This window comes from Arthrobacter sp. 2RAF22 (assembly GCF_052115325.1).
Classification (GTDB): Bacteria; Actinomycetota; Actinomycetes; order Actinomycetales; family Micrococcaceae; genus Arthrobacter.
Genome location: NZ_JBFRGL010000015.1, coordinates 66,401 through 91,598 on the forward strand (window position 1 = coordinate 66,401; position 25,198 = coordinate 91,598).

General features: G+C 63.6%; 20 protein-coding genes and 1 pseudogene. 7 read left to right on the top strand and 14 right to left on the bottom strand.

The window, feature by feature from the left end; genetic code table 11:
* Window positions 1-77: 77 nt before the first annotated feature.
* The 5 genes from AB4068_RS12435 to AB4068_RS12455 all read right to left on the bottom strand — a co-directional run bounded on the left by AB4068_RS12435 (window position 78) and on the right by AB4068_RS12455 (window position 6,028).
* On the bottom strand, window positions 78-1,169 hold the full coding sequence (locus tag AB4068_RS12435; protein ID WP_307053944.1) for a type I restriction endonuclease: 1,092 nt from the start codon (window positions 1,167-1,169) through the stop codon (window positions 78-80).
* A gap of 80 nt (window positions 1,170-1,249) precedes the next feature.
* Window positions 1,250-2,392, bottom strand: coding sequence for a glycerate kinase (locus AB4068_RS12440; protein WP_441433540.1), 1,143 nt, complete (start codon window positions 2,390-2,392; stop codon window positions 1,250-1,252).
* 1 nt (window position 2,393) lies between these two features.
* The gene (gene dctA, locus AB4068_RS12445; protein ID WP_441433541.1) at window positions 2,394-3,800 is read right to left on the bottom strand and encodes a C4-dicarboxylate transporter DctA; all 1,407 of its coding nucleotides are present in this window, start codon (window positions 3,798-3,800) and stop codon (window positions 2,394-2,396) included.
* A gap of 100 nt (window positions 3,801-3,900) precedes the next feature.
* Window positions 3,901-4,998: a tartrate dehydrogenase gene (locus AB4068_RS12450; RefSeq protein ID WP_284991939.1), complete on the bottom strand. Its 1,098-nt coding sequence runs from the start codon at window positions 4,996-4,998 to the stop codon at window positions 3,901-3,903.
* Between the two features lie 139 nt (window positions 4,999-5,137).
* Entirely contained in the window at window positions 5,138-6,028 is an 891-nt protein-coding gene (locus AB4068_RS12455) for a LysR family transcriptional regulator (RefSeq protein ID WP_306961977.1), read from the bottom strand.
* 189 nt (window positions 6,029-6,217) lie between these two features.
* On the opposite strand from AB4068_RS12455, the gene AB4068_RS12460 reads away from it, so the two are divergent.
* Both AB4068_RS12460 and AB4068_RS12465 read left to right on the top strand, forming a co-directional pair.
* Entirely contained in the window at window positions 6,218-7,741 is a 1,524-nt protein-coding gene (locus AB4068_RS12460) for an HNH endonuclease (RefSeq protein ID WP_441433542.1), read from the top strand.
* Window positions 7,742-7,866: 125 nt separating this feature from the next.
* Window positions 7,867-8,022, top strand: a pseudogene (locus AB4068_RS12465) (homocysteine S-methyltransferase family protein); the annotation flags it as partial.
* A gap of 59 nt (window positions 8,023-8,081) precedes the next feature.
* Here AB4068_RS12465 and mctP read toward each other — a convergent pair.
* The 3 genes from mctP to AB4068_RS12480 all read right to left on the bottom strand — a co-directional run bounded on the left by mctP (window position 8,082) and on the right by AB4068_RS12480 (window position 12,764).
* Window positions 8,082-9,779 carry a monocarboxylate uptake permease MctP gene (mctP, locus tag AB4068_RS12470; protein ID WP_441433543.1) on the bottom strand — a complete coding sequence of 566 codons (1,698 nt, stop codon included), beginning with the start codon at window positions 9,777-9,779 and terminating at the stop codon, window positions 8,082-8,084.
* Window positions 9,776-10,057: a DUF3311 domain-containing protein gene (locus tag AB4068_RS12475; protein WP_284992064.1), complete on the bottom strand. Its 282-nt coding sequence runs from the start codon at window positions 10,055-10,057 to the stop codon at window positions 9,776-9,778. The genes mctP and AB4068_RS12475 overlap by 4 nt, the downstream gene beginning before the upstream one ends.
* A gap of 217 nt (window positions 10,058-10,274) precedes the next feature.
* Window positions 10,275-12,764: an alkaline phosphatase family protein gene (locus AB4068_RS12480; RefSeq protein WP_441433544.1), complete on the bottom strand. Its 2,490-nt coding sequence runs from the start codon at window positions 12,762-12,764 to the stop codon at window positions 10,275-10,277.
* A 161-nt stretch (window positions 12,765-12,925) separates the two neighbouring features.
* Here AB4068_RS12480 and AB4068_RS12485 point away from each other — a divergent pair, with 161 nt between their 5' ends.
* The gene (locus tag AB4068_RS12485; RefSeq protein WP_441433545.1) at window positions 12,926-13,630 is read left to right on the top strand and encodes a hypothetical protein; all 705 of its coding nucleotides are present in this window, start codon (window positions 12,926-12,928) and stop codon (window positions 13,628-13,630) included.
* Window positions 13,585-14,727: a molybdopterin-dependent oxidoreductase gene (locus tag AB4068_RS12490; RefSeq protein ID WP_441433546.1), complete on the top strand. Its 1,143-nt coding sequence runs from the start codon at window positions 13,585-13,587 to the stop codon at window positions 14,725-14,727. Before AB4068_RS12485 ends, AB4068_RS12490 begins: the two co-directional genes overlap by 46 nt.
* Before the next feature lie 26 nt (window positions 14,728-14,753).
* Here AB4068_RS12490 and AB4068_RS12495 read toward each other — a convergent pair whose 3' ends face one another.
* The 4 genes from AB4068_RS12495 to AB4068_RS12510 all read right to left on the bottom strand — a co-directional run bounded on the left by AB4068_RS12495 (window position 14,754) and on the right by AB4068_RS12510 (window position 18,105).
* Window positions 14,754-15,950 carry a type II toxin-antitoxin system HipA family toxin gene (locus tag AB4068_RS12495; RefSeq protein ID WP_441433547.1) on the bottom strand — a complete coding sequence of 399 codons (1,197 nt, stop codon included), beginning with the start codon at window positions 15,948-15,950 and terminating at the stop codon, window positions 14,754-14,756.
* Entirely contained in the window at window positions 15,950-16,147 is a 198-nt protein-coding gene (locus AB4068_RS12500; protein WP_284992068.1) for a helix-turn-helix transcriptional regulator, read from the bottom strand. Before AB4068_RS12500 ends, AB4068_RS12495 begins: the two co-directional genes overlap by 1 nt.
* Window positions 16,148-16,339: 192 nt before the next feature.
* Window positions 16,340-16,663, bottom strand: a complete 324-nt coding sequence (locus AB4068_RS12505; RefSeq protein WP_332602963.1) for a DUF6221 family protein — start codon at window positions 16,661-16,663, stop codon at window positions 16,340-16,342.
* Between the two features lie 47 nt (window positions 16,664-16,710).
* Complete coding sequence (locus AB4068_RS12510) at window positions 16,711-18,105, bottom strand: ammonium transporter (RefSeq protein ID WP_441433548.1); 1,395 nt, start codon at window positions 18,103-18,105, stop codon at window positions 16,711-16,713.
* Between the two features lie 383 nt (window positions 18,106-18,488).
* Here AB4068_RS12510 and AB4068_RS12515 point away from each other — a divergent pair, with 383 nt between their 5' ends.
* The 3 genes from AB4068_RS12515 (at window position 18,489) to AB4068_RS12525 (ending at window position 20,684) form a co-directional block, all read left to right on the top strand.
* Window positions 18,489-19,226, top strand: coding sequence for a glutamine amidotransferase (locus tag AB4068_RS12515; protein ID WP_441433549.1), 738 nt, complete (start codon window positions 18,489-18,491; stop codon window positions 19,224-19,226).
* Window positions 19,227-19,254: 28 nt separating this feature from the next.
* On the top strand, window positions 19,255-19,560 hold the full coding sequence (locus AB4068_RS12520; protein ID WP_441433550.1) for a putative quinol monooxygenase: 306 nt from the start codon (window positions 19,255-19,257) through the stop codon (window positions 19,558-19,560).
* Between the two features lie 173 nt (window positions 19,561-19,733).
* Window positions 19,734-20,684 (top strand): serine hydrolase, encoded by a 951-nt coding sequence (locus AB4068_RS12525; RefSeq protein WP_441433551.1) that lies wholly within the window; start codon window positions 19,734-19,736, stop codon window positions 20,682-20,684.
* A 1,263-nt stretch (window positions 20,685-21,947) separates the two neighbouring features.
* Here the strand turns inward: AB4068_RS12525 and AB4068_RS12530 are convergent.
* Both AB4068_RS12530 and AB4068_RS12535 read right to left on the bottom strand, forming a co-directional pair.
* On the bottom strand, window positions 21,948-23,411 hold the full coding sequence (locus AB4068_RS12530; RefSeq protein ID WP_441433552.1) for an aromatic amino acid ammonia-lyase: 1,464 nt from the start codon (window positions 23,409-23,411) through the stop codon (window positions 21,948-21,950).
* A gap of 115 nt (window positions 23,412-23,526) precedes the next feature.
* Window positions 23,527-25,198 (bottom strand): urocanate hydratase (locus tag AB4068_RS12535; RefSeq protein WP_441433553.1); only part of this gene is annotated, 1,672 nt, incomplete at its 5' end.

Genomic DNA, 25,198 nt, shown 5'->3' on the forward strand with positions numbered 1-25,198 from the left:
TCGACGCACAGGCTTGAGCTCTGCCACCTCGTGGCCGTCGCGGGTAACGATCGGCGCCGCCACCCAGCCGGCAGCAATTACAGGTAGCCCTTCACACTGGCGCGAAGAGCGTCAGCGTGTTCGTAGATGTCTTCAAGGGAGTCGATGGGAACACGCCGTTCCTCTTTGTGTTCGTCGAAGAGTCCGATGTACTTCTGTGTTCGGTTGAAATGCAGGCGTGCTATCGGCCTGCGGTTATTGTCATCCAGAAGTACGGCGAAGTACGACTTGGCATCGCGTTGGAAGACCCTTGAGGGCTTTACGTCGCTGCAAACGATCGCCCGGACAATCTGGTAGCCCTCGATTTCTTCGAGTGTGGTCTCAATACCATCGGCCTCGGCGAGGTCGGATTCAACCACCGGCTCACTCGTCACCTTCGGAAGAATTGCCGAATCGTCGATCTGCGTAAAGGTCTGAGAGCCGAGGGCCTTCTTAAGACGCTCATTGGCCTGATCGTTGAGAAACTGCTTCGATGCCTTTTTGACGAGCGAAGTGAACTGCTCGCGCACACGCTGCGTATATGGGCCGGTGTACACCCGTGTGGTCAAGAACTTGACCCACTCGTCTTCAGGCTCGCGGAACTGGGCGGCCAGTGTCCGTTTTAGCTCGCCGATGTATTTCAGTTCGCCAGCTGCGTTAATGATCGAGTCAAGATCGAAGACATCTTTTGAGAGTTTCTGGAGTTCAGGCAGGAGCGAATCATCGATGTCATTGAGATCCAGCACCAAGAACGGCTTTTCGTCCATACGGTTCGGAGCATCGAGATCAGTGAAGAACTGATACACCTCGCCATTGGTGAGTATGGCAATCCGCGCATTTGTGACTGCAAAGTAGCGGAATAGTTGGGAAGCGTGTTCGATCCTTACCGGTCCAATGGACTTCTTGCACTCGATGAGGATCTGAATCTCGCCATCCTTCACGATGGCGTAGTCGATCTTCTCGCCTTTCTTGATTCCCACATCCGCTGTGAACTCCGGCACGACCTCAAGAGGGTTGAAAACGTCGTAGCCGAGGATCGTTGAGATGAACGGCATGACGAATGCGTTCTTCGTTGCTTCCTCGGTCTGAATAGCCTCGCGCTGCTGACGCACCTTTGCGGCAAGCGCCGAGAGCCGTTCTGCGAATTCCATGTGTCCCCCTTGACCAATCCGACATTGAGCCAACCGTAGACCCGCGGCAGCAAGAGATCACGGAAGTCGGGCGTGTCTGTTTACATGCCACCTAAGCGCCCAAGCCCCTCCCCAATCTCCCGCCCGATCCGCCGCAGCAGTTCCACCGAAAGCCCAGGATCCTTCGACGAGTCCAGATCCGTGTAGTCCGTCAGCGTGTAGACACGCGAGAGCGACATCTCGGGCCACCGCTCCCGCGGCAGCAACGAGCGGCCCGCGACGGCGATGATCGGCCGGGTGCCCGAGCGGCGCGCGACGGCGGCCGGCAGCTTTCCGGCGAGGGTCTGCTCGTCGATGCTGCCCTCGCCCGTGATGACGACGTCGCAGCCGTCCTTGCGGGTGTCGAAGTCCAGGAGGTCCAGGAAGTAGTCCGCCCCGGATACTTGGGAAGCGCCAAGCAACAGGCACGCAAAGCCGATCCCGCCGGCGCTTCCGGCGCCGGGATGCTCGGCAAGGGACGCCGCACTCTCAAACCCGCCCGAAGTGAGCACAGAGACAAAGTGCGTCAGACCGGCGTCGAGCGCTGCAACATCCGCAAGCGATCCGCCCTTCTGCGGACCGAAAACCGCCGGCGCACCGTCCGGCCCGCAGAGCGGGTTATGCACATCACTCGCGACAATCAGCTCCACACCAATCAGCCCAGGAGGCGCATCCACAGAATGAACAAGGCCAAGGTTCCGCCCGTTGCCCTCCAAAGAACGGCCGGAAGCATCGAGGAAACGGAAGCCCAGGGCGGTGAGCATGCCCATTCCTCCGTCGGTGCTCGCGCTTCCGCCCAGCGCCAGCACGATCCGCGCCGGCCTCAACGAAAGGGCAAAGAGAACAGACTCGCCAAAGCCTCGGCTCGACGCATCAAGCGGCAAGAGCCGCCCGTCCGGCAACAGTCCCAAACCGCAAGTATTCGCCACCTCCACAACAGCAGTGACCCCGTCGAACGCGATGCTCGCCTTGACGGGTTGTCCGGTCGGCCCCGGGACCACCAAAGCGTGGCGGGCGAACCCGGAGGTGACGGCGGCATCCACGCTGCCGTCACCTCCGTCCGCCAGCGGCAGCAGCTCACACTGCACCGCTCCGGCGGAACGGAGCCCTGTTGCCAGGGCGTCCGCCACCTCGCCGGCGGTGAGGCTGCCTTTGAACTTGTCGGGCGCGATGAGGACGCTCATCGGGGCAGTTGCGTTGCTCATGTCAGATGGATTCTGAGTAGGCGGGACGGCGGTCGGCGGGCTGAAAAGGCTCGACGGCGGTAGCGGGCGCGGGAATTTCAACCGCCTGAATCGGCTCCACGACTTCGCCCGCGAAGACGCGGCGGACACGGTCGGCGTCGAGGGTGCGGTCCCACCAGGCGATGAACAGCGTCGCGACAGCGTTGCCGGTGAAGTTTACGAGGGCGCGGCATTCGGACATGAACTTGTCGATGCCGAAGATGAGCATGATGCCCGCGGCCGGGATGGTACCGATGGTGGCCAACGTTGCGGTGAGGGCGATGAAACCGCCGCCCGCGACGCCTGCAGCACCCTTGGACGTAAGCAGCATGACGGCGATGAGCCCCAACTGCTGGCCGATGCTCAGGTGCGTGTTGGTGGCCTGGGCGATATATACGGCGGCCAGGGAAAGGTAGATCGCGGCGCCGTCGAGGTTGAAGCTGTAGCCGGTAGGGACAACAAGCCCCACGGTCTCCTTCTTAACCCCTGCGTGCTCGAGTTTGCGCATCAGTCCCGGCAGTGCCGGTTCGGCGGTCGAGGTGCCCAGAATGATCAGGTATTCCTCTTTGAAGTGCCTGATCATCGTGAAGATGTTCAGCTTCAGGAACGCCATGACGGAGCCGAGGACCACCACGACAAAGAGGATCGAAGTGACATAGAAGAGTGCGATCAGTCCGCCCATGCTGGTCAGGGAGGACACGCCGTACTTGCCGACCGCGAAGGCCATGGCGCCGAATGCACCCAGCGGCGCGGCCTTCATGATGAAGCCCAGGATCTTGAACATCACACCGGTGAGCCGCTGCACGCCGTCGAGCACGGGCGCGCCAAACTTGCCCATCGCGTTCAACGCGATGCCGAAGACAACCGCGATGAAGATGATCTGGAGGATGTCGCCCGCGATGAAGGGCTGAACGATGCTCGTGGGGATGATGTTGGTCAGGAACTGCCACCATTCCTGGTGTGCGCCGGCGTCGATGAGCTTGGCCGCGGCATCAGTGGTCTTGATGGTGCCGGCCGCGGCGTTGACGCCCTCGCCCAGCCGAAAGATGTTGATCGCGACAAGGCCGAACACGAGCGCACAAATGGTGCCGAGCTGGAAGTAGGTGAGGGCCTTCAGGCCTGTCATCCCGACCTTCTTCAGGTCCGCGACGCTCGCGATCCCGCCGACGATGGTCAGGAAGACGATCGGGCCAATGAGCATCCTCATCGCATTGACGAACGTGGTCCCGATCGGTTCCATGGCAATGCCCGCGGTCGGCGCGAGCCAGCCGAGCAGGACGCCAATGAGAATGGCGGTCAGAACCCAGAAATACAGTTGCCGGTACCACGCTGTTTTGACGCGCCGGGTCTTGGGTGCCGGAGCTGCGCCGGCTTTGTTGATGTGTTCCATGATTCCTACCTCATTGTGGAATGTCTGTGGAGAAAGTTGGAGGGACCTCCGCGGGAGGTACGACGGCGGCCGGCCAGCCGCCGTCGTACGTCACCGGACGTTATACGGCGGCGAGGCTGTGGCTGATTGTTTTGATGATCGCTTCGGTGACGTCGTCCGTGGTGGCTTCGCCGCCGACGTCGCGGGTCAAGAATCCGGCGGCTGTGGTCTGTTCGATGGCCGCCTCGACCAGGCGCGCTTCTTCGTGCAGGCCGAAGTGGTCCAGCATCAACGCGGCGCTGGCGATGGCCCCGATGGGGTTGCTGATGCCCTTGCCTGCGATGTCCGGTGCGGAACCGTGGACCGGCTCAAACATCGACGGGAAGCGGCGCTCCGGGTTCAGGTTGGCGCTCGCGGCGAGGCCAAGGCTGCCGGCGAGTGCCGAGCCGAGGTCCGAGAGGATGTCGGCGTTCAGGTTGGACGCGACCACCACCGACAATTCCTCCGGGTGGAGGATGAACTTGGCGCTCATGGCGTCAACCAGGACGCTCTCGGTCCGCACGTCAGGGTAGTCGAGGGCGACGCGGTTGAAGGTTTCGTCCCACAGGACCATGCCGTACTGCTGGGCGTTCGACTTGGTGACGGACGAGACCTTCTTGACCGTGCGGGTCCGTGCGAGATCGAACGCGAAACGCATGATGCGCTCGCAGCCCTTCTCCGTGAACAGCGCGGTTTGCAGCGCAACTTCGTTGCCCGGGCCGCGGCCGCTCAGGTTGCGTCCGCCAAGTCCGGCGTATTCGCCTTCGCTGTTTTCGCGGACAACGATCCAGTCGAGCTCGGTGTTGTCAGCCTTGCGGAGCGGGGACTCGATACCGGGGAGGAACTTGACCGGGCGGATGTTGGCCCACTGGTCGAAGTTCTGGGTGATGTTCAGGCGCAGGCCCCAGAGGCTGATGTGGTCCGGGACGTTCTCCCAGCCGACGGCTCCGAAGTAGATGGCGTCGAAGTCCTTGAGGGCGTCCAGGCCCTTGGGGTCCATCATCTGGCCGGTCTTCTCGTAGTAGCCGCAGCCCCACGGGAATTCGGTCCATTCAAAGGCGAACTTGCCGTTGGAGTTTGCGGCCAGGGCGTCCAGGACGCGGCGGCCTGCGGAGACAACTTCCTTGCCGACGCCGTCTGCGGGGATTGATGCGATGCTGAATTTCTGGGTGGCGCTCATGCCTACCTCCTCGTTGAGTTTGTTAGCAGAGTCACACTGCCTTCCTCTTCAAGTAGACGGGCGGCGGGTAGGTGGCGTCCAAGACTTAGTTTCGATACGGCTGATAGGTGGCGCCTATCTTTTCTTGCAGTCGAGCGCGCTAATCTTCGGTGTGCTCCGCAGCGACCTGCAAGAACGCCTTGGCCGCCGGAGTGAGGTTGTCCTTGCGGCTGAGCACCGCGACGTCCAGGTGGCTCACTGGTTCGATGAGCATTGTGCGCAGGCCGGCTTTGTGCGCGGTAGGAGCCCACGACGACGGCATCACCGCGTGCCCGACGCCCGCCAAAACGAGGGGCAAGATGGAGGTCCGGTGGGCGACTTCGACGACGATCTCCACCTGTACGCCGTGCGCCAGCGCATCATCCACGAGCCAACGCATGAGGGAGCCTCGCTGGCTCGCAATGATGCGCTGTCCCCCGAGATCCTCACGTTGGATGGCCGATTGCTCGGCGCCGAAGGTGTCGGCCTGCGGGTTGACGATCAGGATGAGCGGTTGTTTTTCGAGTTCGAGGACCTCGACGCCGGGGACCAAGATGGGCGTAGGCGAGCCGGCCAGCCCGATTTCGGAGCTGCCGTTCCGGACCGATTCGATCACTTCTTCGGGCGTGAAGGCAGCACTGACGTTGAGCCGGACCGCCGGGTACGCCTTGGTGAAGGCGGCGATCATAGACGTCAGCGGCTCGATGCCCGGCGAAGGCATAGTGATGATGTCGAGCCGGCCGCTCCTGATGCCTCGGAGTGACTGAACAGCTGATTGTGCGGCGTCGAGGTCCCGCATGACGAGTCTGGCCGGCCCGACCAATTCCTTGCCGGCTTCGCTGAGGACCGCCCTGCGGCCGATGCGGTGGAACAGCGGAACGCCGACTTCCTTCTCGAGGCTCGCGATGGTTTGGGAAAGCGACGGTTGTGCGATCAGCAAATGCTCGGCGGCGCGGTTGAACCCGTCATGGTCGACGACGGCGAGGAAGTACTTTAGTTTTCGTGTGTCCATGATGGGGCTCCTCTGGCTGGACTTCCGAATCGATCGATAGCCTACGCCTATCAGTGGCCCTGGCGACGGCCGGGCTGTCTGGTGCCCTTCGCAGGCCCACCCCAAAAAACCGGGCCCCTTCCCAAGATTTTTCGCCCGGGCGTGGTTCTCGGGCCTAATAATGTCAGACCCCTTTGCGAAGCTTTTCCTATGGATGGCAATCGGGGAACACAGCTGATCGGAGCGGTCGCGCCAACCGGCGACGCGGTTCCGGAGGCTGCTGGCCCGTGCCTCCGGGTGCGCGAGTTGATCGATGCCGTGAGATCGCTTCGCCCGGCCGCTGCCTTTGCGCCGTCCGGCGGCACCGAACATGGCGGCTTCGCTGAACTTGCCGACACGGCCGAATTGATTGACCTGCTGCGGGCACTGGAGGATCTGAAGTCAGCGGCCTCAGCCGCGCAGGCCCGGATCGCTGTCACGTTCGATGCCGCCCAGCGCAGCGCCGAGGCGGCGGCAGGTGTGCCAACCGACGAACGCGGCCGCGGCGTGGCCGCCCAGGTGGCTTTGGCCCGGCGGGAGTCGCCCGCCCGCGGATCCCGGCTCTCCGGACTGGCGAAGGCGTTGGTCACAGAGATGCCGCGCACCCTGGCCGCCTTGGAATCGGGACAGCTGAACGAATGGCGCGCCACCCTGTTGGTGAAGGAAACAGCCTGCCTGTCCGCCGAAGACCGCTGCGCCGTGGATGAGGAACTCGCCGCCGACACCGGAACCTTCGACGGCGCCGGAGACAAGGCCATCATCGCCGCGGCGCGGGCCGCGGCCTACCGGCGCGACCCCCGCTCCGTCACGCAACGCTCGGCCCGTGCCGCCGAGGAACGTCACGTGTCCCTGCGCCCGGCCCCGGACACCATGACCTACCTGACCGCCCTGCTTCCCGTCGCCCAAGGCGTGGCCGTGCACGCGGCCCTGACCCGGCACGCCGACACCCTGCGCTCAACCGGGGACACGCGGACCCGGGGGCAGATCATGGCCGACGCGCTCGTCGAACGCATCACCGGCACCCCCGGCGGGATCAGCGGGGTTGAGGTCCAGCTCGTCATGACCGACCGCACCCTGTTCCAAGGCGAGAGCGAACCGGCCCGGCTCCCCGGCTACGGCATCGTGCCTGCTGGTTGGGCGAGGACACTACTCAGCACCACCGGCAACACCAAGGATGGCCGGTCCGGCCAGGACCAAGCCGAAGAGACGCACGACTTCACGGTCTGGCTCCGTCGCCTGTTCACGGCCCCCGGAACCGGTGAACTCGTCGCCGTCGATTCCCGGTCCCGGTTTTTCCCGCCCGGGCTGCGGCGCTTCATCCAGGCCCGCGACGACACCTGCCGGACACCCTACTGCGACGCACCGATCCGCCACTTCGACCACATCATCCCCTGGCACGACGACGGCCCCACCAGCCTGCACAACGGGGCGGGTCTGTGCGAGGCATGCAACCACACCAAAGAACTCAACGGCTGGACAGCACAAACCAGACCAGCAAAAACCAGGACAGCAAGAACCAGCCCCGGGACACGGCATGTCCTCGACATCCTCACCCCCACCGGACATACCTACCGATCCACAGCACCACCCCTGCCAGGAACGCGTTTGAACGGAGACCCGCCCGTCATGGCGGCACACTATTTCGGGGACCTGTTTAACCGGCGCCACCAACGCGAACTACGCCAACCAGCCTAGGCAAACAAACCCGGCAGAAGGATCGTAGGCTCAAGCTATGGAAAGCAAGGGCAGCCGCAGCGCCAGCTTGTCGTGCCTGCTCGATTCGGGTGCAAACCTGACAGTGGATGGTGCTCTCGCCACCGGAGTATCGGGGCGACTACGTCCTCACCCAGCGCGAGTTCAAGGAGTTCCACCGGCCGCGGATGGGGGCGCTGGTGGAGGCGCGGGTGGACTTGCTGGCCTGTGAGACGTTGCCTTCCTTCGCGGAGGCTGAGGCCCTTCTGGCGCTCGTGCCGGACGACACCGCGGGATATCGCTGCTGTGGCAATGTCGATGAAGCGCTAGCGAGCAGATCCGGTCAGAACGTGCCGCCTCCCGTTTCGCCCAGTGGGTACTCGCGTTGGAGCTGGGCAACCTTGGGATCGTCCTCGTCAGCCCCGTAGTCCGAGTTCCGGGTGATGTCCTTCCCGTCGGGAAGTTTCATCGCGCGGAAGACCAGCGATAGGACGGCAGCGACAATGAGGTTGATGGCAAACGCGACGACCGCGATGTAGACCTGCACATTGGTGCCCGGGATGGCTGCGATGGAGCCGCCGAAGTTAGCCTTCGTCACGGGGTTGACCACGTTGTATGCAGCGACGGTGCCGTAGATGATCCCGGCGACCCACCCTGCGAACAGCGCCCAGCGGTGGAACCATCGGGTGTAGAGCCCAGCCACGATCGCCGGGAAGGTCTGCAGGATCCATATACCGCCGAGGAGCTGCATATTGATGGCGGCGGACTGGTCCATGGCGATGACGAAGATCAGCGCCCCGAACTTCACCACGAGCGAGGCGATCTTGGAGACCTTCGCTTCCTGCCGCGGGTCGGCGTCGGGCCGGATCAGGTCGCGGTAGATATTGCGGGTGAACAGGTTGGCGGCAGCGATCGACATGATGGCCGCCGGGACCAAGGCGCCGATGGCGATAGCCGCCAAAGCGATCCCTGCAAACCACGAGGGGAAGTTGTCCAGGAATAACTGCGGAACTACAAGCTGTGGATTGACGGCACCGTTCAGGTCTATCGGCTTGGTGCCCGCAGAGATTGCCGCGTAACCCAGGAGGGCGAGGAATCCCAGCATAAGCGAGTACAGCGGAAGGACGGCGGCGTTCTTGCGGATGGTGTTCCTGCTCTTCGTCGCCAGGACTCCAGTGACCGAGTGCGGGTACATGAACAGCGCCATGGCCGAGCCAAGGGCCAGCGTCCAGTATGCCGAGTAACTGGCGGCACCCGGGATGAAGACGCCGGCGGGCTTGCCCGTGGCCGGGCTGACGGCGTCGAGTTTCGTCTGGGCTGCACCGAAGATGTTGTCCCAGCCCCCGAACTTGATCGGCAGGTAGATCACAGCGACGATGACCGCGAGGTAGATCAGCAGGTCCTTCACGACGGCGATGAGCGCCGGCGCCCGAAGGCCCGAGGTGTAGGTGTAGGCGGCCAAGACCACGAATGCGATGATCAGCGGTAAGTCAGTCAGCAGCACATTCTCAGCGCTCCCGAGGCCCAGCACGGTGAGCACCGCCTTGATGCCGACCAGTTGCAGCGCGATATAGGGCATGGTCGCAACGATGCCCGTGAGGGCCACCGCAACCGTCAGCGCCCTGCTGCCATAGCGCCCGCCAACGAAGTCCGCCGGCGTGACGAAGCCATGCCGGTGCGAGACCGACCACAAACGGCTCATCAGCAGGAAGACGATCGGGTAGAGCACGATCGTGTACGGCACCGCGAAGAAACCGCTCACGGCGCCAGTGGCCCACATCGCCGCCGGCACCGCCACGAACGTGTAGGCCGTGTAGAGGTCCCCGCCCAGGAGGAACCACGTCACCCAGGTTCCGAAACCGCGGCCACCGAGGCCCCACTCATCGAGGCTGTGCAGGCCCGTTTCCTTGCCAGCGCGCCATCGCGCCGCGAAGAAGCCCAGCACCGCCACCAGGATAAAGAGCACGACGACGACGGTGAGCGCGACGCCGTTGACGGGCCGATCCCCCGTGGTCGCCAGAGGGACGGCGAGCCCGCTCATTGTTCTTCCTCCCGAGTGCGTGCGCCCCGCGCGACCTCGCGGCGGCGACGGTCTTCCTTGGTTACCAGCCGGTAGGAGACGCCCACCATGGCCGCGGTGATCGGAACCCAGAGCATTTGGTACCAGTAAAAGAAGGGCATACCTGCGAGCCGCGGCTGGTCAATCGAATACGCCGGGACGAACAGCGGAACCAGAATGGAGATGGCCAGCAGGATTCCGGCCGCAATATACGGACCGGGCCTTGCGGGCCCCCGGGTTGGCACATCGGGAGTTGACATGGACGCCTCCTCGTAGAGACGGCCCCCGGAGCGGGATGGGCTTCCCGGGACGTGCCGGTGGCCTGGCGGACCATATTTGTACCGGTCCATCAACAGAATAGATTCTGGACTAATTCTTTGACAGGGGAGTGTGCCCGTTTTTTATCCAAGGCTCAGCGCAGGCGCGGCGAAGGGCGGCCACCCGATTCTGGTGACCGCCCTGCCAAAGAGGATCTGGCTAGCCGTCAGGATCCTTCGCAGCCGGCTGGCTGCTGGAACCGGAGCCGATCACGCTGTGTTGGGGTTCGGGCATCTTCGAGTCAGCACCGTTCACTGACTGCCAGATGGACTTATTGAACAGCTGCTCATCGATCTTGTCTTCGGTGGCAGTGTCTTGGGTGGCCACCTGCGGGGCCATCGGAGCGTTTGCCCCGTTGACGGTGGTCATGTCGTAGCTGGGCTTGAGCGCGGTGTACGGCGTGTTGTCAGGCTTGGCCGTGAACGATGCGTTCATGGGAGTGGCGAACGCGTCGAACTGGGTCAGCGGACCGATGCCGGCAATGAGGCCGATGGTACGGACCATTGACGCCGTGCTGTAGAAGGTCGAATCGACTTTCCCTGTCTGGGTGTAGGGGCTGATGGCCAGCGCCAAGGTGCGGTGCGCATCCACATGGTCCGGGCCGTTCTGAGCGTCATCCTCCGTGACGAAGATGGCGGTGTCCTTCCAGGCGGAAGAGTGGGACACGGTGTCCACCAGCTTGCCGAGCGCGTAGTCGTTGTCCGCGACATAAGCCTTTGGCGTGGGGGCGCCAACACGGGTGGCTTGGGTGTGGTCATTCGGCAGGCGCACGAACTGGACCGTGGGAACCGTTCCGGATGTCACTTGGGACTGGAAGTCGTTGGCCCATTCTTCAATACGTGGGGTACCGCAGCCAGGCTTCAGCGGCGCGAACGATCCCGCCGAATCAGGGCAGTTCAGGTCGTAACCGTGGTAGTTGTGGTCGGTCTGCGCATCCAGGACGGGGTCCGCGGCGTTGAACGTGCCGGCATTATTGGAAACGTAGAAGCCGTAGTTGCGGAAACTGATGCCTGCCTTGGCGAGCCGCTGCCAGACATACGTGTTGTCAGGCTGTTGGGCCGCGATTTCAGGGGCATTTCCTTCGCTGGGATACGGTGCCTTGCGACCCGAGTAGTTGGCCGGCCACATCTGCTCGGCGTACGGGTTCGAGTTGGCAGAGGCCACCCAATTCCATCCGTTGGCGCTCACTTCAGCATCGGCGTAGAAGTTGTCAATGGTGGTGAACTTCTTGGAGAGGGCCCGCATATTCGGTGCGGACTCATCGCCGAAGAGGTTCAGTGAGGGATCCCCGTTGCCCTTGCCGAGGCTCCCAAGCACCTGGTCGTAGGTGCGGTTTTCCTTGACCACGTAGATCACGTGTTTGATGGGACTCTCTTGGCCGGGTTGGCGCGGGATGATGTTGCCGCCGGCGGTGTCCGGGCGATTGTTGTTTTTGACCTGCTCGGTGGCCTTCTGCAGCTGACCGCCCTCCGGCACGCTGAAACTGCTCAGTGTGCCAACGATCATCGATCCGCTGTACTGGTTTTCGGCGGCCGGAGCGGTTGACTCGGGGTTTGGGTGGCCAGGTCCGTTGTTTGGCCCGGCGCCTAGCCCTTTCGCGTTGGTGACATGCAATGTCCCGCCGCGGAAGGCCAGCGAACTCGGGTACCAGCCCACGGGCACCACACCAGCGACTGCCTTCTGGGCGAGGTCGACGACGGCGACGTCGTTGTTACCGGAGTTGCTCACGAACAGGCGGTGGCCGGCTTCGTCCAAGGCCAGTCCGGTGGGATTGGTTCCCACCGGTGCGCCCTTTTCAGGTGCGACGCTGATATTCGTGCTTGTACCGGCGGCGGTGTCGACAACCGAGACGGTGTCGTCGTCGCCGTTGGCAACGTAAAGCGTGTGGCCGTCCTTCGATAGGACGGATTTGTTGGGATGGAGACCCACCGTGACGGTGCGGGAAACCTTCGGTTCGGCGCCTGTGATGTCCACCGCGGAGATGTCCGAGGCGCCCTGGTTGGTGACGAACGCCGTCGTGCCGTCCGGGGAAACGGCGACCGAAAGCGGCCGGTGACCGGCTGGCGTCGTCGAGACGTTTCCGGTGGCGAGGTCGACGACGGACACGGCGTCAGCGAGCTGATCTGCGACAACCAGCCGCTTGCCGTCGGGCGTGATCGCCAATCCGGCCGGAAAGAGATTGACTGCCTTACCCGCGGGCGTCGTGGTGGGTAGCTGGATGGGCGCCCCTTCGGCCAGCTTGCCGCCGGAGTAGCCGTAGGTGCGGATCTTGGAGTTTGCTGCCGCGCTGGCGTAAAGCTTGGTGCCGTCGGGGCTCCACGCCAAGCCCATGTAGAGGGATTCCGGGGACTTGTAGGAGATGGTCTGGTCTACCTCGTGGTCTGCGAGATCCACGAGTTGCAGCGACTGCGTACCTTGACCGTTGTTCGTGACGGCGAGCCGCTTGCCGTCGGGGGAGATGGCGGAGTTCAGCGGGAGGTCCCCAAGTGAGGTCTGCTGTCCGGTCGGCGTGACGCGCATGCCGATTGAAGTGACTGCCGTTCCGTCCTCGTGGGGGCCGGCGAAGGTGGAGACCGCCGCGAACGCAGCGCTGCCGACCAGCACACAAGACAATGTTCCGATGATGACCGGGATTGTTTTGAATTTCATGGTCCCAAAGCTAGGAGCCCCGAAACACGTTGGTCCGACTCACAGGGAACCATCAGCTAAATCATCAGTGAACTGATGAAGCGGGGCGGGACAGTGTGGATTCGCCAAGGGCGACGATCCAGTTTCATCATCCAACCCCGCCGGGGTCTAGGCTCGGCCTCATGACAGCTGACAAACCGATGCCGCAGGATCCGATGCAGGACCCGCAGCGGAGGGGTCCGACGTCGCAAGCCGGACCCGGTGCCGAGGGCAGCTTCCGGAGTGAATTGAAGCGCGGGGAGGACGTCATCGACCCGATGACCTTCGCCGGTTCGCTTCCGCAGGATCGCGGCATCGCCCCGCGTGTTCGGATCAGCCCCACCAAGTGGTTCAATCTGCTCTGGTTGATTCCGATCGGCTTCGTGCTGCTCATCGTCGCGGTCGCCGTCGCGAAAGGGATCCGCGGGCTGCCGCCCGTCGAGTCGTTCCTGAAGACCTATCCGGGAGCCTCAAAGCTGCCGGAGGGCGCCCCCGTCGGCTTTCCAGCCTGGCTGGGTTGGCAATACTTCCTCAACATGTTCTTCCTGATCTTCATCATCCGTTCGGGTGCACAGATACTCACGGACCACCCGCGACTCTATTGGACGCGACATTCGACGCCGGGACGGGATTGGTTCCGGGTACAGAAGCCAGTACCCGAAGATCCACTGTGGACGGCTAAGAAGGATTCGATCAGCCTCCCTCTGCAGGTCGGCCTGCCAGGGCTACGGCACTCGATCGGGCTCGCGCGCTGGTGGCACCTTGGGATACGCTATGGCTGGTCAACGGAGTCGTCTTTTTCGTGCTGTTGTTCGCGACGGGCCAGTGGATGCGCGTGGTCCCGCTGAGCTGGGACGTCATCCCCAACTCGATCTCGGTTGTCATCCAATACCTCTCCTTGGAATGGCCTACCGAGAGCGGATGGACCAACTACAACAGCCTGCAACTGATCGCCTACTTCATCACGATCTTCATCGCTGCACCCCTGGCCCTCATCACCGGGCTAGGCATGTCCCCGGCGCTCTCCACGCGGTTTCGGCGTATCAGCTCGGTCTTCAACATCCAGATGGCACGTTCCTTGCACTTCCTGGTGCTGTGCTGGTTCCTGTTGTTCATCGTCCTTCACGTGGCTCTGGTTCTCACTACCGGGGCGCTGGAGAACCTCAACCACATGTACGCGGGGCGCAACGACCAGTCTTGGACGGGGTTCTGGATTTTCGCTGCCTCGATGGTGGTCATCATCGTCGGCTGGGTCGCTGCTACTCCGCTCACCATTCGGCATCCGCGGCTCGTCCAGAGGGCCGGTTACGCCCTTATCGGCCCGGCACAGCGGTTGTTCGAGCACATCGACTCACGCCCGGGGCAGTACACGGAGAAGGACATCTCGCCGCGCCTCTGGCTGAACGGCCAGTATCCCGAATCCGACGAGTACAAGAATCTCTTTGACAACGATTTCCGGGACTACCGCTTGCGCATCAACGGGCTCGTGGGCAATCCGGTCGAGTTGAGCCTCGCCGAGCTGCGAGCAATGGATTACCACGAGCAGATTACGCAACACTTCTGCATCCAGGGCTGGTCGGGAGTAGCCAAATGGGGAGGGGTGTCGATGCAGGCCATCCTCGACTTGGTCAAGCCGGCACCCGAAGCAAAGTGGGTGGTGTTCTATTCGTTGGGTGAGGGGCCGGATGAGGGCGACTACTACGATGCGCATCCGATCGAGCAGATGGGCTATCAGCTCACCATGCTCGCCTATGACATGAACGGCGCGCCGCTGTCGTACGGACACGGGGCGCCACTTCGGCTGCGCAACGAAGTGCAGCTCGGCTTCAAGATGGTCAAATGGATCAAGGGCATCGAGTTCGTAGCGGACTTCTCCGACGTGGGTGGCGGATTCGGCGGCTACAACGAAGACTACGAGTTCTTCGGATACCGGCAGTCGATCTAGCAGGCCTCAGAGTGTGGGTGCGCCAGTCAGCCCGCCAGCTCTCCTCTCCGGAACCTCAACTCCCGCAGGGCGCCTCGGAGCGGTGACCCAGTGAACGGTAGGTCCTCCAACTTGACCTTCCCAGAGGCTGACAGGGCCAATGTATTTGCGGCGGTTGCGGCGCGTTGTGGTAGGCCGAGGGCGAACGCGAAATCGGCCCAGTGCTTCGCCTTGAGGTTTTTGGTTTTCCCGGACAACGGCAACGCGAGCGAGTCGTCTCCGTATAACAGCGTGCATGGAATGTCATAGATCGGGGCCATAACGAATCCTCCGTGCCGGTCCCCGAGGATCGAGAGATTCTTGGCATGGAGATCGCCGTTCCCGGTCAGCCAGGCAAAGACGAACTGCAGGTACAGATTGCGGCTTGCCACGAGTGGGGCCTTGCACTGCCCGGCCAGCGCAGCAGCGACGTCCTCCGACGTCACGGAATGCTTGGAAGCCGGTGGCAGGCCCATGACCTGGGCTCCGTCTTCCATGGGTAGGCGCACCCAGGAGCGATCCTTGTCCTGCACGCGGTCGAAGCGTTCCACCAGCAACCCAGGCAGCCCGTGCATGTCGGCGATGATATGGCTCTTCGCTACAGGGATCTTGAGATCCTTGGCGGCGGAAAGGTGCAGCGCTTCGTTTACCAGCAAGTGTGCGTGGTTGGGCGGGTCGAGTTTGAGCAGATACCGCTGCCCCCGGAGAGACAGTGGCGTGGTCAGCATGGAGGCACTTGCCTTGTCCTGCACTCCGGGGATGGCATGGCGGTCCACTGCATTGGCGAGGGCGGCAAAGTCCAATTCCTCGGGCCTGGATGTGTCGGCAAGGGGTGCCGGTTCGGTGGGAATTTCGCCGCTAGGGACCACTTGGACGTCTCCTGGCACGTCGGCGCCGACTGCGAGCAGGAGGGTGAGTTCGTCGTCGAAGCTGGTTTTGGTAGCGTCCCTGAGCACGCTCAGCCGATGCCCCTCCGGCAGCAGGCCCGCGAAGAACGGCGGAAGAGCGCCAGCGGGAGTCTCGACGGGATGGTCCGTCACGGGCAGCGAACTGGCAACCGCGGGCAAACCGGATGTCAGGTACTCCGCCGCGTAGGAAAAACTGACCCCGCCCTGGCCAGTGCGGGCAAGGTGGCCCGCCAGGACGCCGCCTTTGTGAACGTCCGCTGCACGAACGAACTTCAACTCCTCGAAATCGTCGGCCATCAGACTGCTGCCATGTGCAGGCCGACGGCGTTGGCTACGGCCACGACGGCCCCCAGCGAAGGATTTCCGGTGGCGGTCTCAATCGCCCGCACGGTCCTTTCGGAAGTCCCGGCAAGGTCGGCAAGGTCAGCTTGCGTGATTCCAGCCTCTTTGCGGGCTTTCCGGATGGTGGCCGCAATCGCCGCTAGGTCTTCCACGAGTCTCCGATGATCCGGCACGATGTTGCCGATTTGACAGTATTCTTGGTCAATTCTGAACCATTTTGCCAAGATCGGCAAGATGCTGCCGAAAGTAATGATTTTGCTTGTTGTGAAGCCGTCAAAACCTCATTTCGGCAAGATCTTGCCGATTTGTGCTTGGAAGCCTAGTCCGCGATGGGCGGGCCGGGGCTACGTCCCCGCCAGCCATTCCGGTTCGAAGTCCGGATGGTCCGAATAGGGCAGCGCGAGGGCATTCAGAGATTTCGTGGTCCATTCGATCGATTCCGGGATCCACTGGGGGGTGTCCCCAAGCGTGCCGCGAACCATCGTGGCCAGGGCCGTCTGCCGTGCGGATTCCACGATGCTGAGCAGCCTTCTTTTTGATTCGCATTCCAAGAGAAGGCGCCGCTCGTACCATTTGCCCGCCTCGGAGACGGAACGGTCGCCGAGGAGTTTCCGCGCCGCAGCCTCGTCCTCGTCCAGGCGGTCCGAGAGGAAATCGACGATATCCACAAGTTGAGCGTACGCGTCCCCTGCAGTGGCGGAAATGCCCGCCTCGCCTAAGCCGGGTCGGTTTGCTTTTCGCGCTGGAGCTGGACGGCGGCGGCGGGCGACGAGGCGACGGCGGCGGCACGGGCTGAAACCGGGGCGGCGGTGGCTCGGGCGGCAACCGGGATGTTGACGAGGGGGAGGGCAGCAACGTGCGGGATGGCGTTGAAATGGCTCCGGGACATGCTGCCGAACTCGTAGGCGGTCTCGGCGTGCTCGGACAAGTCCACGCCAGCCACCTCGGCTTCGTGGCTGACCCGGAATCCAACGGTCTTGTGGATGACCAGGGCGATGATCGCCGTCATGATTCCAGATACTGCAAGGGTGACCAGAATGGCGACGATCTGCGCCACGAGCTGCTGGAGTCCGCCTCCGTAAAACAGTCCTCCGCCCTTGCCGTTTACCGGCAGCGCGATGAATCCGAGCGCGAGCGTGCCCACGAGCCCGCCACCAAGGTGGACGCCCACGACGTCGAGGGAGTCATCGAAGCCGAACTTGTGTTTCAGGTCGACAAACACGGCGCAGGCTGCGCCGGCCACCAGACCCAGGCCAAGGGCTGCGGCAGGAGCCACGTTGGCGCAGGCCGGAGTGATAGCCACGAGGCCGGCAACGACGCCGGATGCGGCGCCCAAGGATGTGGGGTGGCCGTGCCGGATCTTCTCGGTGACCAACCAGCTGAGCATGGCACCAGCCGGGGCTACAAGGGTGTTGACCCAGATCAAGCCGGCCTGCGCCGACGTCGTGGCCGCGCCGGCATTGAAACCGAACCAACCGAACCACAAGAGGCCGGCGCCAAGCATGATGAAGGGGAGGTTGTGCGGGCGGTGGTTCGGGTCTTTTCCAAAGCCGTGCCGCTTGCCCAGGATCAACGCTAGGACAAACGCGGCGGCGCCGGAGCTGATTTCCACCACTGTGCCACCTGCGAAGTCAATCACCTGGCCGAAGACCGAGCTGATGGCTCCGCCGGGGCTGAGCAGGCCGCCGCCCCAGACCATGAAAGCCAAGGGACAGTACACGAGGGTGATCCAGATGGGGACGAAGATGACCCAGGAAGTGAATTTGGCGCGGTCGGCGATAGCGCCGCTGATCAAGGCCACGGTGACGATAGCGAACGTAGCGCTGAAGCCGAGCTTGATGAGATCGGTGGAACCGACCAAGTCCGCCGAGCCGAAGCTGCTGAACGGGTTACCGAAGATCCCCAGTACGCTCTTGCCGCTGATCATCGAGTAGCCCCACAGGATCCACACGGCGCCTACGATTCCCGCGGAGATGAAGCTCATCATGATCATGTTGAGGGAGGCCTTGGCCCGGGTCATGCCGCTGTAGAAGAGGCCGAGTGCCGGGGTCATGAGCAGTGCAAGTGCCGCCGACACCATCACCCAAACGTTTTCCGCAGTGATATCCACGTGCGTTTCCCTTCTTATCGGAATGCCTAGGAGGGCCGCCGTAGCGTGGCCCCGTTCTTCCCCTGCCCAATATTTCCGGTTCCGTGTTTCAAGCAATGCGAGGAAAAATTGCGGGGACGTTACATAACTTGACTCGGCGTGAAGAACGCATGACGGGCATGTTTCGGGAATGTTAACGGCCCCCCGGCGGGGACGCGAGGCCACCTGGAGAGGGTGGCGGGGATCCCCGTGATTCCGCGGATTCCCGAGTCAACGGAGGTGAAATCCTTTCACCCGGCCGGAATTCGGGACATTTCTCGCACGTGAACGGCGGCTCACCGCCCCGAAAAGGATGTTTCAGCCGAACGCTGGCGCGTCACGGGTACCGGGCGCACACTTAGCCTGTGAAGCCGTTTCTCCTGCTCGCATCTCGCGCCGAAGACGCCGCCGCCGAGGAAGAGTACCAGGCGTATCTTCGTTTTGGAGGGCTCGCTCCCGAGCAGCTACAGCGCATCCGAATGGAGGCGGCGCCCCTGCCGCCGCTCAGGCTCTCCGACTATTCCGGCGTGATCGTGGGAGGCAGCCCCTTCACTTCGAGCGACTCGCCGGAGCACAAGAGCCCGGTCCAGAAACGGGTGGAGAAGGAACTCGCGCAGTTGCTGGACACGATTGTTGCCGCCGACTTTCCCTTCCTGGGGGCCTGCTACGGAGTGGGAACCTTGGGACTTCACCAGGGGGCCGTGATTGACCGTACCTATGGTGAAGGACTCGGCGGGGTAACCATCAAACTCACAGCGGAGGGCATCCAGGACCCGCTCCTCCAAGGCATATCCGAGCGCTTTGTCGCCTTTACCGGCCATAAGGAAGCCTGCACGGTCCTGCCGGGGCACGCGGTGTTGCTGGCTGGTTCGGCCGCCTGCCCGGTGCAGATGTTCCGGATCAAGAAGAACCTTTATGCCACTCAATTCCATCCGGAGCTCGACGCCGAAGGCCTCGTCACACGGATCGACACCTATCGCCACGCCGGATACTTCCCGCCTGAGGCTGCTGAGCAGCTGATGGCCGACGCCCGGAAGATCACCGCGACCGAACCAATGAAGATCCTCGGCAACTTTGTCCGCCGGTACGAGATTCCCCAATAACGTCGGAGGAATGAAGCACAATGGGCCCATGACTTTTGCAAACGTAGGAAGCCTCGGCACGAAACCCGGCCAACGCGACGCCGTTGTATCCATCCTGCTCAGACCGAAACCGGAGCTCCGGGGCGCGGGCTGCCTCCTCTACGAGGTGGGCGTCAACGAAGAATCGCCGGACACGGTCTTTGTCTGCGAACTCTGGGAATCGGCGGAAGCACACCAAGGTTCGCTGAAGCTGGACAGCGTCCGGGCCGCGATAAGTGAGACGATGCCACTGCTGTCCGGTGAGATGGGCGGCACCCGGTTCACGGTATTGGGCTCGCCGATCCGTGACGCCTGATATTCACCCAGGCGACACGTGGCTGATGGACAGGATTTTCATAGCTCTCACATAGCTGCAGTAGCTACGGTTGGTTCATTATGGAAGAGCGAGAGCCCCGTCGTCCCGGCCAAGGGTCCGGACGAAAGAGAAGTCGGTGGAACAGCTGGAGTCCCCGCCGACGTCGATCGGCCTTGCTGACAGCCTTCGCGGCCATTCTGGCCTTGACCCTGACGGCCACGGTCTACTCGGCTGCGCATGCCCGCTCATCCGTCTCCCGAACCGTATCGGCGGTAGCCAGCGCCACGCCGTCGGCAGCTGTTCCAACCGCCTCCCCGACGGCAGCGGCCCCGACGACGGCAGCCGCCGCACCGCCGTCGACCGCGGCCGAGACTCCGAGCGCCGCCCCAGCCGTCGCCGCTCCCGCAGCCGCAGCGCCGGCCGCGCCGGCTACCGGCGTGACTCCCGCGTTGGACTCGGAGATCAACGCCATCATCGACGCGAACAGCCAGTACCAGATTGGCGTCACCCTGATCGACCTGTCCGATGGCTCGAGCCATCAGTACGGGGTCCAGGCGCCGTTCGAGGCAGCAAGCACCGCAAAGGTCCTGGCTGCCGCCGCGTACTATCACCTCGTCGAAACGGGCGTAGTGTCCCTTGACGATCCCTTGGGCGACTACACGGCTGGATTCCAGATCAAAGAGATGATCCAGGACAGCGACAACGACTCCTGGTCCTTGATCATGGACGCGGTTGGCTTTTCGGAACTCCAGTCCTATGCCGCTTCGATCGGCGTCAGCTATGACCCCATGAACAACACGCTGACTCCAAGCGAAATGGCAAGCATCATGGCCGGGCTCTACGGCGGGAAGCTGTTGAACCAGCAAGACACCGCACAGCTTTTGTCCTACATGCAGAACACCAACTACGAATCGCTCATCCCCGCCGCGGTGCCAGCCGGAATCACTGTTTTCCACAAGTACGGACTGCTCGACGACGAACTCCACGACGCCAGCATCCTCACCAACGGGACCAACTCCTACGCCTTCGTGGTCTACACCAAAGGCCAGGACGAGAGCGATATCCCGGCCCGCACCGACATCTTCCACCAGCTCACCCAGGCTGTGGTGAACGCCCTGTTCTAAAGGGAGGCGTTCCTACCTTCAGCATCATGACGCCGGCCGTGCAGTCAGATTGACTGCGCGGCCGGCGTCCTTGTTCCCTTATGGGCGCTGAGCGCCTGTCGCGATGCTATCTATATACCTCCCTTCTGCATGGGGTCGGGCCAATTTCCTATGATCCGGCCGGTTGATGTCTTCGTGGCCCGGATTGCGTGGTTGCTACTGATTTGGACTTGCATTGTCTTTCTCCTGACTGAGACTTGGTCCCGCGCTGTTTAGCGCGGATGGTCGTGCCTGCCACGGGGACAGGGTTGACCTGTTCAGTCGGGAGTTGACCCCGGATCGAACGCAGGTTCGGCTGGGGGGACTTGCCCACCGTCGGGGACGGGGCTTCTGTGGAGCGGTGGCGCCAGTGCACGTTGTTCAGGGAGGTCCGCCGCGCCGTTGGCGGCCGAGCCGCCTTGCGATTCCGACGTCGAGCCAGACTCTTGGGGCGGTGCCACCGGAGGGACCTGTTTGCCGGGCGGAGGGCCGCCCGGAAGCTGAGGCATTTCCGTCGTCGCCAGCACTGCCGGGGGCAGGACAACGAGGTCGGCCAGAATGAATCCGGGGATCCGCATGCTCGTCGCCGCTCCGCGTCCGGGGATTGGCAAAAGCGTGGGATATGCCAACGCGTGTTCGCTTTCGGCCCGAGCCCTCAACGGAATGCCTGGGACTGCGCCGATTGGAAGGCCTCGTCCCGGAGGATCCAGGACACCAGGCAATGGCGGCAATGGCGGCGGCAAGGCCGGCCCTGGAGGCAGTTGGGGTACCGAAGGCAACCCGGGCAACGCCGGAATTGTGCCGACCACCGTATCAACCAAGGAGCTCGCGGGATCGGTGAGCGCGGTCACAAGGCGAGTCGCCGTGGAGCCGGGCAGTTGGCTGACCACGGTTCCGGGAAGGGCAGACACTTGCGTCGGACTAGGAATGGCGGACAACAGGCTGTGGGCCACTGGCCCGATCGGATCGGGCAACGGGGACGGGAGCAGGGAGGATGAAAGGGGAATGGTTGGAGCTGAGGGAACGGCAGGGACAGCCGGAATCGTCGGCAGGACGCTAGCTGCCTGCGAAGGACCGGCCAGCCATAGCAACCACGCCAATGCGCCAAAAACGGCGAGAAGAACGGGGCGAACCAAAGAAACGCGACGGCACCCCAGAGACCCAGCCAAACACGCCACCTCCCCAGTGCGGTGTTTGGATATTAAGGTACGCCCGTCCGGGGCGACAGTAAATAGCTAAGCACGCTTAGTGACCGAACTCCGGAAGGGTCGCCAGGTGGGACGCGGCATCGACGTCGGGGCGGAGATCCCGGTCCTGCACGTCGGCGGGCAACGATAGACCGGCGTCGAAGGCTTTTCGGAACCGAGGACTCGTAAATTCTCCTCGTGTCCTGCCCTGCAGCCTGAGCGCCCGCGATGCGCAAAGGAGTTCGATGCCAACCACCGTAGAAAGCGCCCGCACGGTGGAATCCATGCGGGAGCTGGCCACGCTCGCGAAGCTGGCATCCTCTTCGGCGCCCAACGAGAGCACCACGGTTTGCAGGCTCACGGGCTGGGCATTGGCCCGAATTCGGCCCACCGCTGCGGCTGCCACGTATTCCAGCATCATGACGCCGGACTGGCCGGCGTCGTCGCCCGCAAGGAATCGGTGCAGGCCGGTGTACGCCGGGTCGCAGAGCAAGCTGATCCTCCGAAGGTTCGTGGCGCACGCCGCACCGATGGCCAGTTCCAGGGCATCAATGCGGCGGGCGAGGCTGGTCATCTGGAAGAGGCCGTGGTGGGCTACTCCATTGCTGCCCTCCTCTGCGGAACCGAACACTAGGGGGTTTTCATGACCGGCCACAACCAAGCGTTCCAAAAGGGTACCGAGCGCGTCCAACTCCTCGACCACCGAGCCGAGGGCCTGAGGCAGGGTGCGCAAGCAGTACGGGTCCTGGATCCTCGCCGGCGCACCGCTGCCTTCCACGAGGCCGAGCAGAACCCCAGCCACCTCGGTGACTGCGGGCGAATCAGCTGCCCGCGCGACTTCAGGGCTCAATGCCTCGGGATTCCCGGACATTGCAGCGAAGGACAAGGCGCTCACCGTGGTCAGGTTTTCCACGAGCGTGGCGAGTCTTTGGTGGGCGAGTGTGGCCTGGGCGATAGTGAGCGCGCTGGAGCTGATGAAGGGAAGTGCGTCCTCGGTGGCCCAGGTTTCCAGCGGCGCGGGGACGTCCTTGCCCTCCATGGTGGGGCGCTCACCGAGGAGGGTGAGGGCCGTTCCCGCCAGCGCAGCCAGGTCCGCTGTGCCGATTCCGCCGAATTCCCGCACCTCCGGCAAAGCGTCGGCGTTGAGCATGTCCACCACTGCGTCGGCCACAGATGGGCTGATGCCGGACGAGCCCGCGGCAAGCTGCGAGAGCCTGATGACAAGCATGGCCCTGACGGTTTCCTGGTCAAGGACGCGTCCGGCGTCGACGGCATGGCTGCGCAAGAGGTTCAAGCCGTGGACGTTGGCGTCCTTGTTCGCGGCGTCCAGTGCCACGGAGCGGTTGGCCCCGACGCCTGTTGACCGCCCATAGACGGGTCGGGACAGTGCCGTCGCACGAGCGGACCGTTGGGATGCGGCCATCCGGTCAACCGCCGACGGCGCCAACGTCACCTTTGTTCCGCCCCCTGCCACGGCCGCGATGTCGGCCAGCTGCAGCCGTTTGCCGTCGATTTCGATCATGGAAGTGATCCTTCCTCAGATGTGCAGTTGACCTTCCCAACTAGCTTGCAGTTGTTGTCGTTTTGGGGTCCCATAACGACATCTAATGCGAGTTAGTTGGGGGTGTGGGGTCTGGTTAGTTGGTTTCCGTCATGGTCGGGTTCATGGGGATGCGGACGCCGCGTTCGTGGGCGACTTCGATGGCGCGGTCGTAGCCGGCGTCGGCGTGGCGGATGACGCCCATGCCGGGGTCGTTGGTGAGGAGGCGTTCGAGTTTCTGGGCGGCGAGCTCGGTGCCGTCGGCGACGGAGACCTGGCCGGTGTGGATGGAGCGGCCGATGCCCACGCCGCCGCCGTGGTGGATGGAGACCCAGGTCGCCCCGGAGGACGCGGCGGTCAGGGCGTTCAGCAGGGGCCAGTCGGCGATCGCGTCGGAGCCGTCCTTCATGGACTCCGTTTCCCGGTACGGGGAGGCCACGGAGCCGGAGTCCAGGTGGTCCCGGCCGATCACGATCGGGGCCTTGACCTTGCCCTCGGCGACGAGCTGGTTGAACAGCAGCCCGGCCTTGGCRCGTTCSCCGTAGCCSAGCCAGCAGATCCGGGCCGGGAGGCCTTCGAACTCGACCCGTTCGGCGGCGGCGTCGAGCCATTTGTGCAGGTGGGTGTTCTCCGGGAACAGTTCCTTGATCGCSKYRTCGGTGACGGCGATGTCTTCGGGGTCMCCGGAGAGCGCGACCCAGCGGAACGGGCCCAGTCCTTCGCAGAACAGSGGCCGGATGTAGGCCGGGACGAAGCCGGGGAACTCGAACGCCCGGCCGTAGCCGCCCTTGCGGGCCTCGTCGCGGATCGAGTTGCCGTAATCGAAGACCTCGGCCCCGGCGTCCTGGAACTCGACCATGGCCTGGACGTGCCGGGCCATGGAGGCCTGGGCTTTCTTGGTGAACCCTTCCGGGTCCGCTTCGGCCTCGGCGTGCCACTCTTCCACGGTGATGCCCTCGGGCAGGTAGGAGAGCGGGTCGTGCGCGGAGGTCTGGTCCGTCACGACGTCGATGCTGATCTCCCCGGCCCGGTGGCGGGCCAGGAGTTCGGGGAAGACTTCGGCGGCGTTGCCCACGTAGCCGACGGACCAGCCGCGGCGCTCGGCCTTGGCTTTCTGGACTTTGGCGATCGCGGTGTCCAGGTCGGTTTCGACCTCGTCCAGGTAGCGCTTGCCGACCCGGCGGCGCAGCCGGGACTCGTCCACGTCCACGATCAGGCAGGCCCCGTCGTTCAGGGTCACCGCGAGCGGCTGGGCCCCGCCCATGCCACCGCACCCGCCGGTCAGCGTCAGCGTTCCCGCGAGCGGGCCCTCGGTGGAACCCTCCGGGGCCGGGGCCAGGCGGCGGGCAGTGTCATGCCTTGCGGCCCTGAGTTTGTTCCCGACGGCGGCGAAGGTTTCGTAGGTGCCCTGCAGGATGCCCTGGGTGCCGATGTAGATCCAGGACCCGGCGGTCATCTGCCCGTACATCATCAGGCCCTCTGCCTCCAGGCGGCGGAACTCCGGCCACGTCGCCCAGTCCCCCACCAAGTTCGAGTTCGCCAAAAGCACCCGCGGCGCCCACTCGTTCGTGCGGAACACGCCCACGGGCTTGCCGGACTGCACCAGCAGCGTCTCGTCCTTCTCCATGGTCTCCAGGGTCCGGGTGATCGCGTCGAACGCGGCCCAGGACCGGGCAGCCCGGCCCGTGCCGCCATACACGACCAGGTCATCCGGACGCTCGGCGACCTCCGGGTCCAGGTTGTTCATCAACATGCGCAACGGCGCTTCG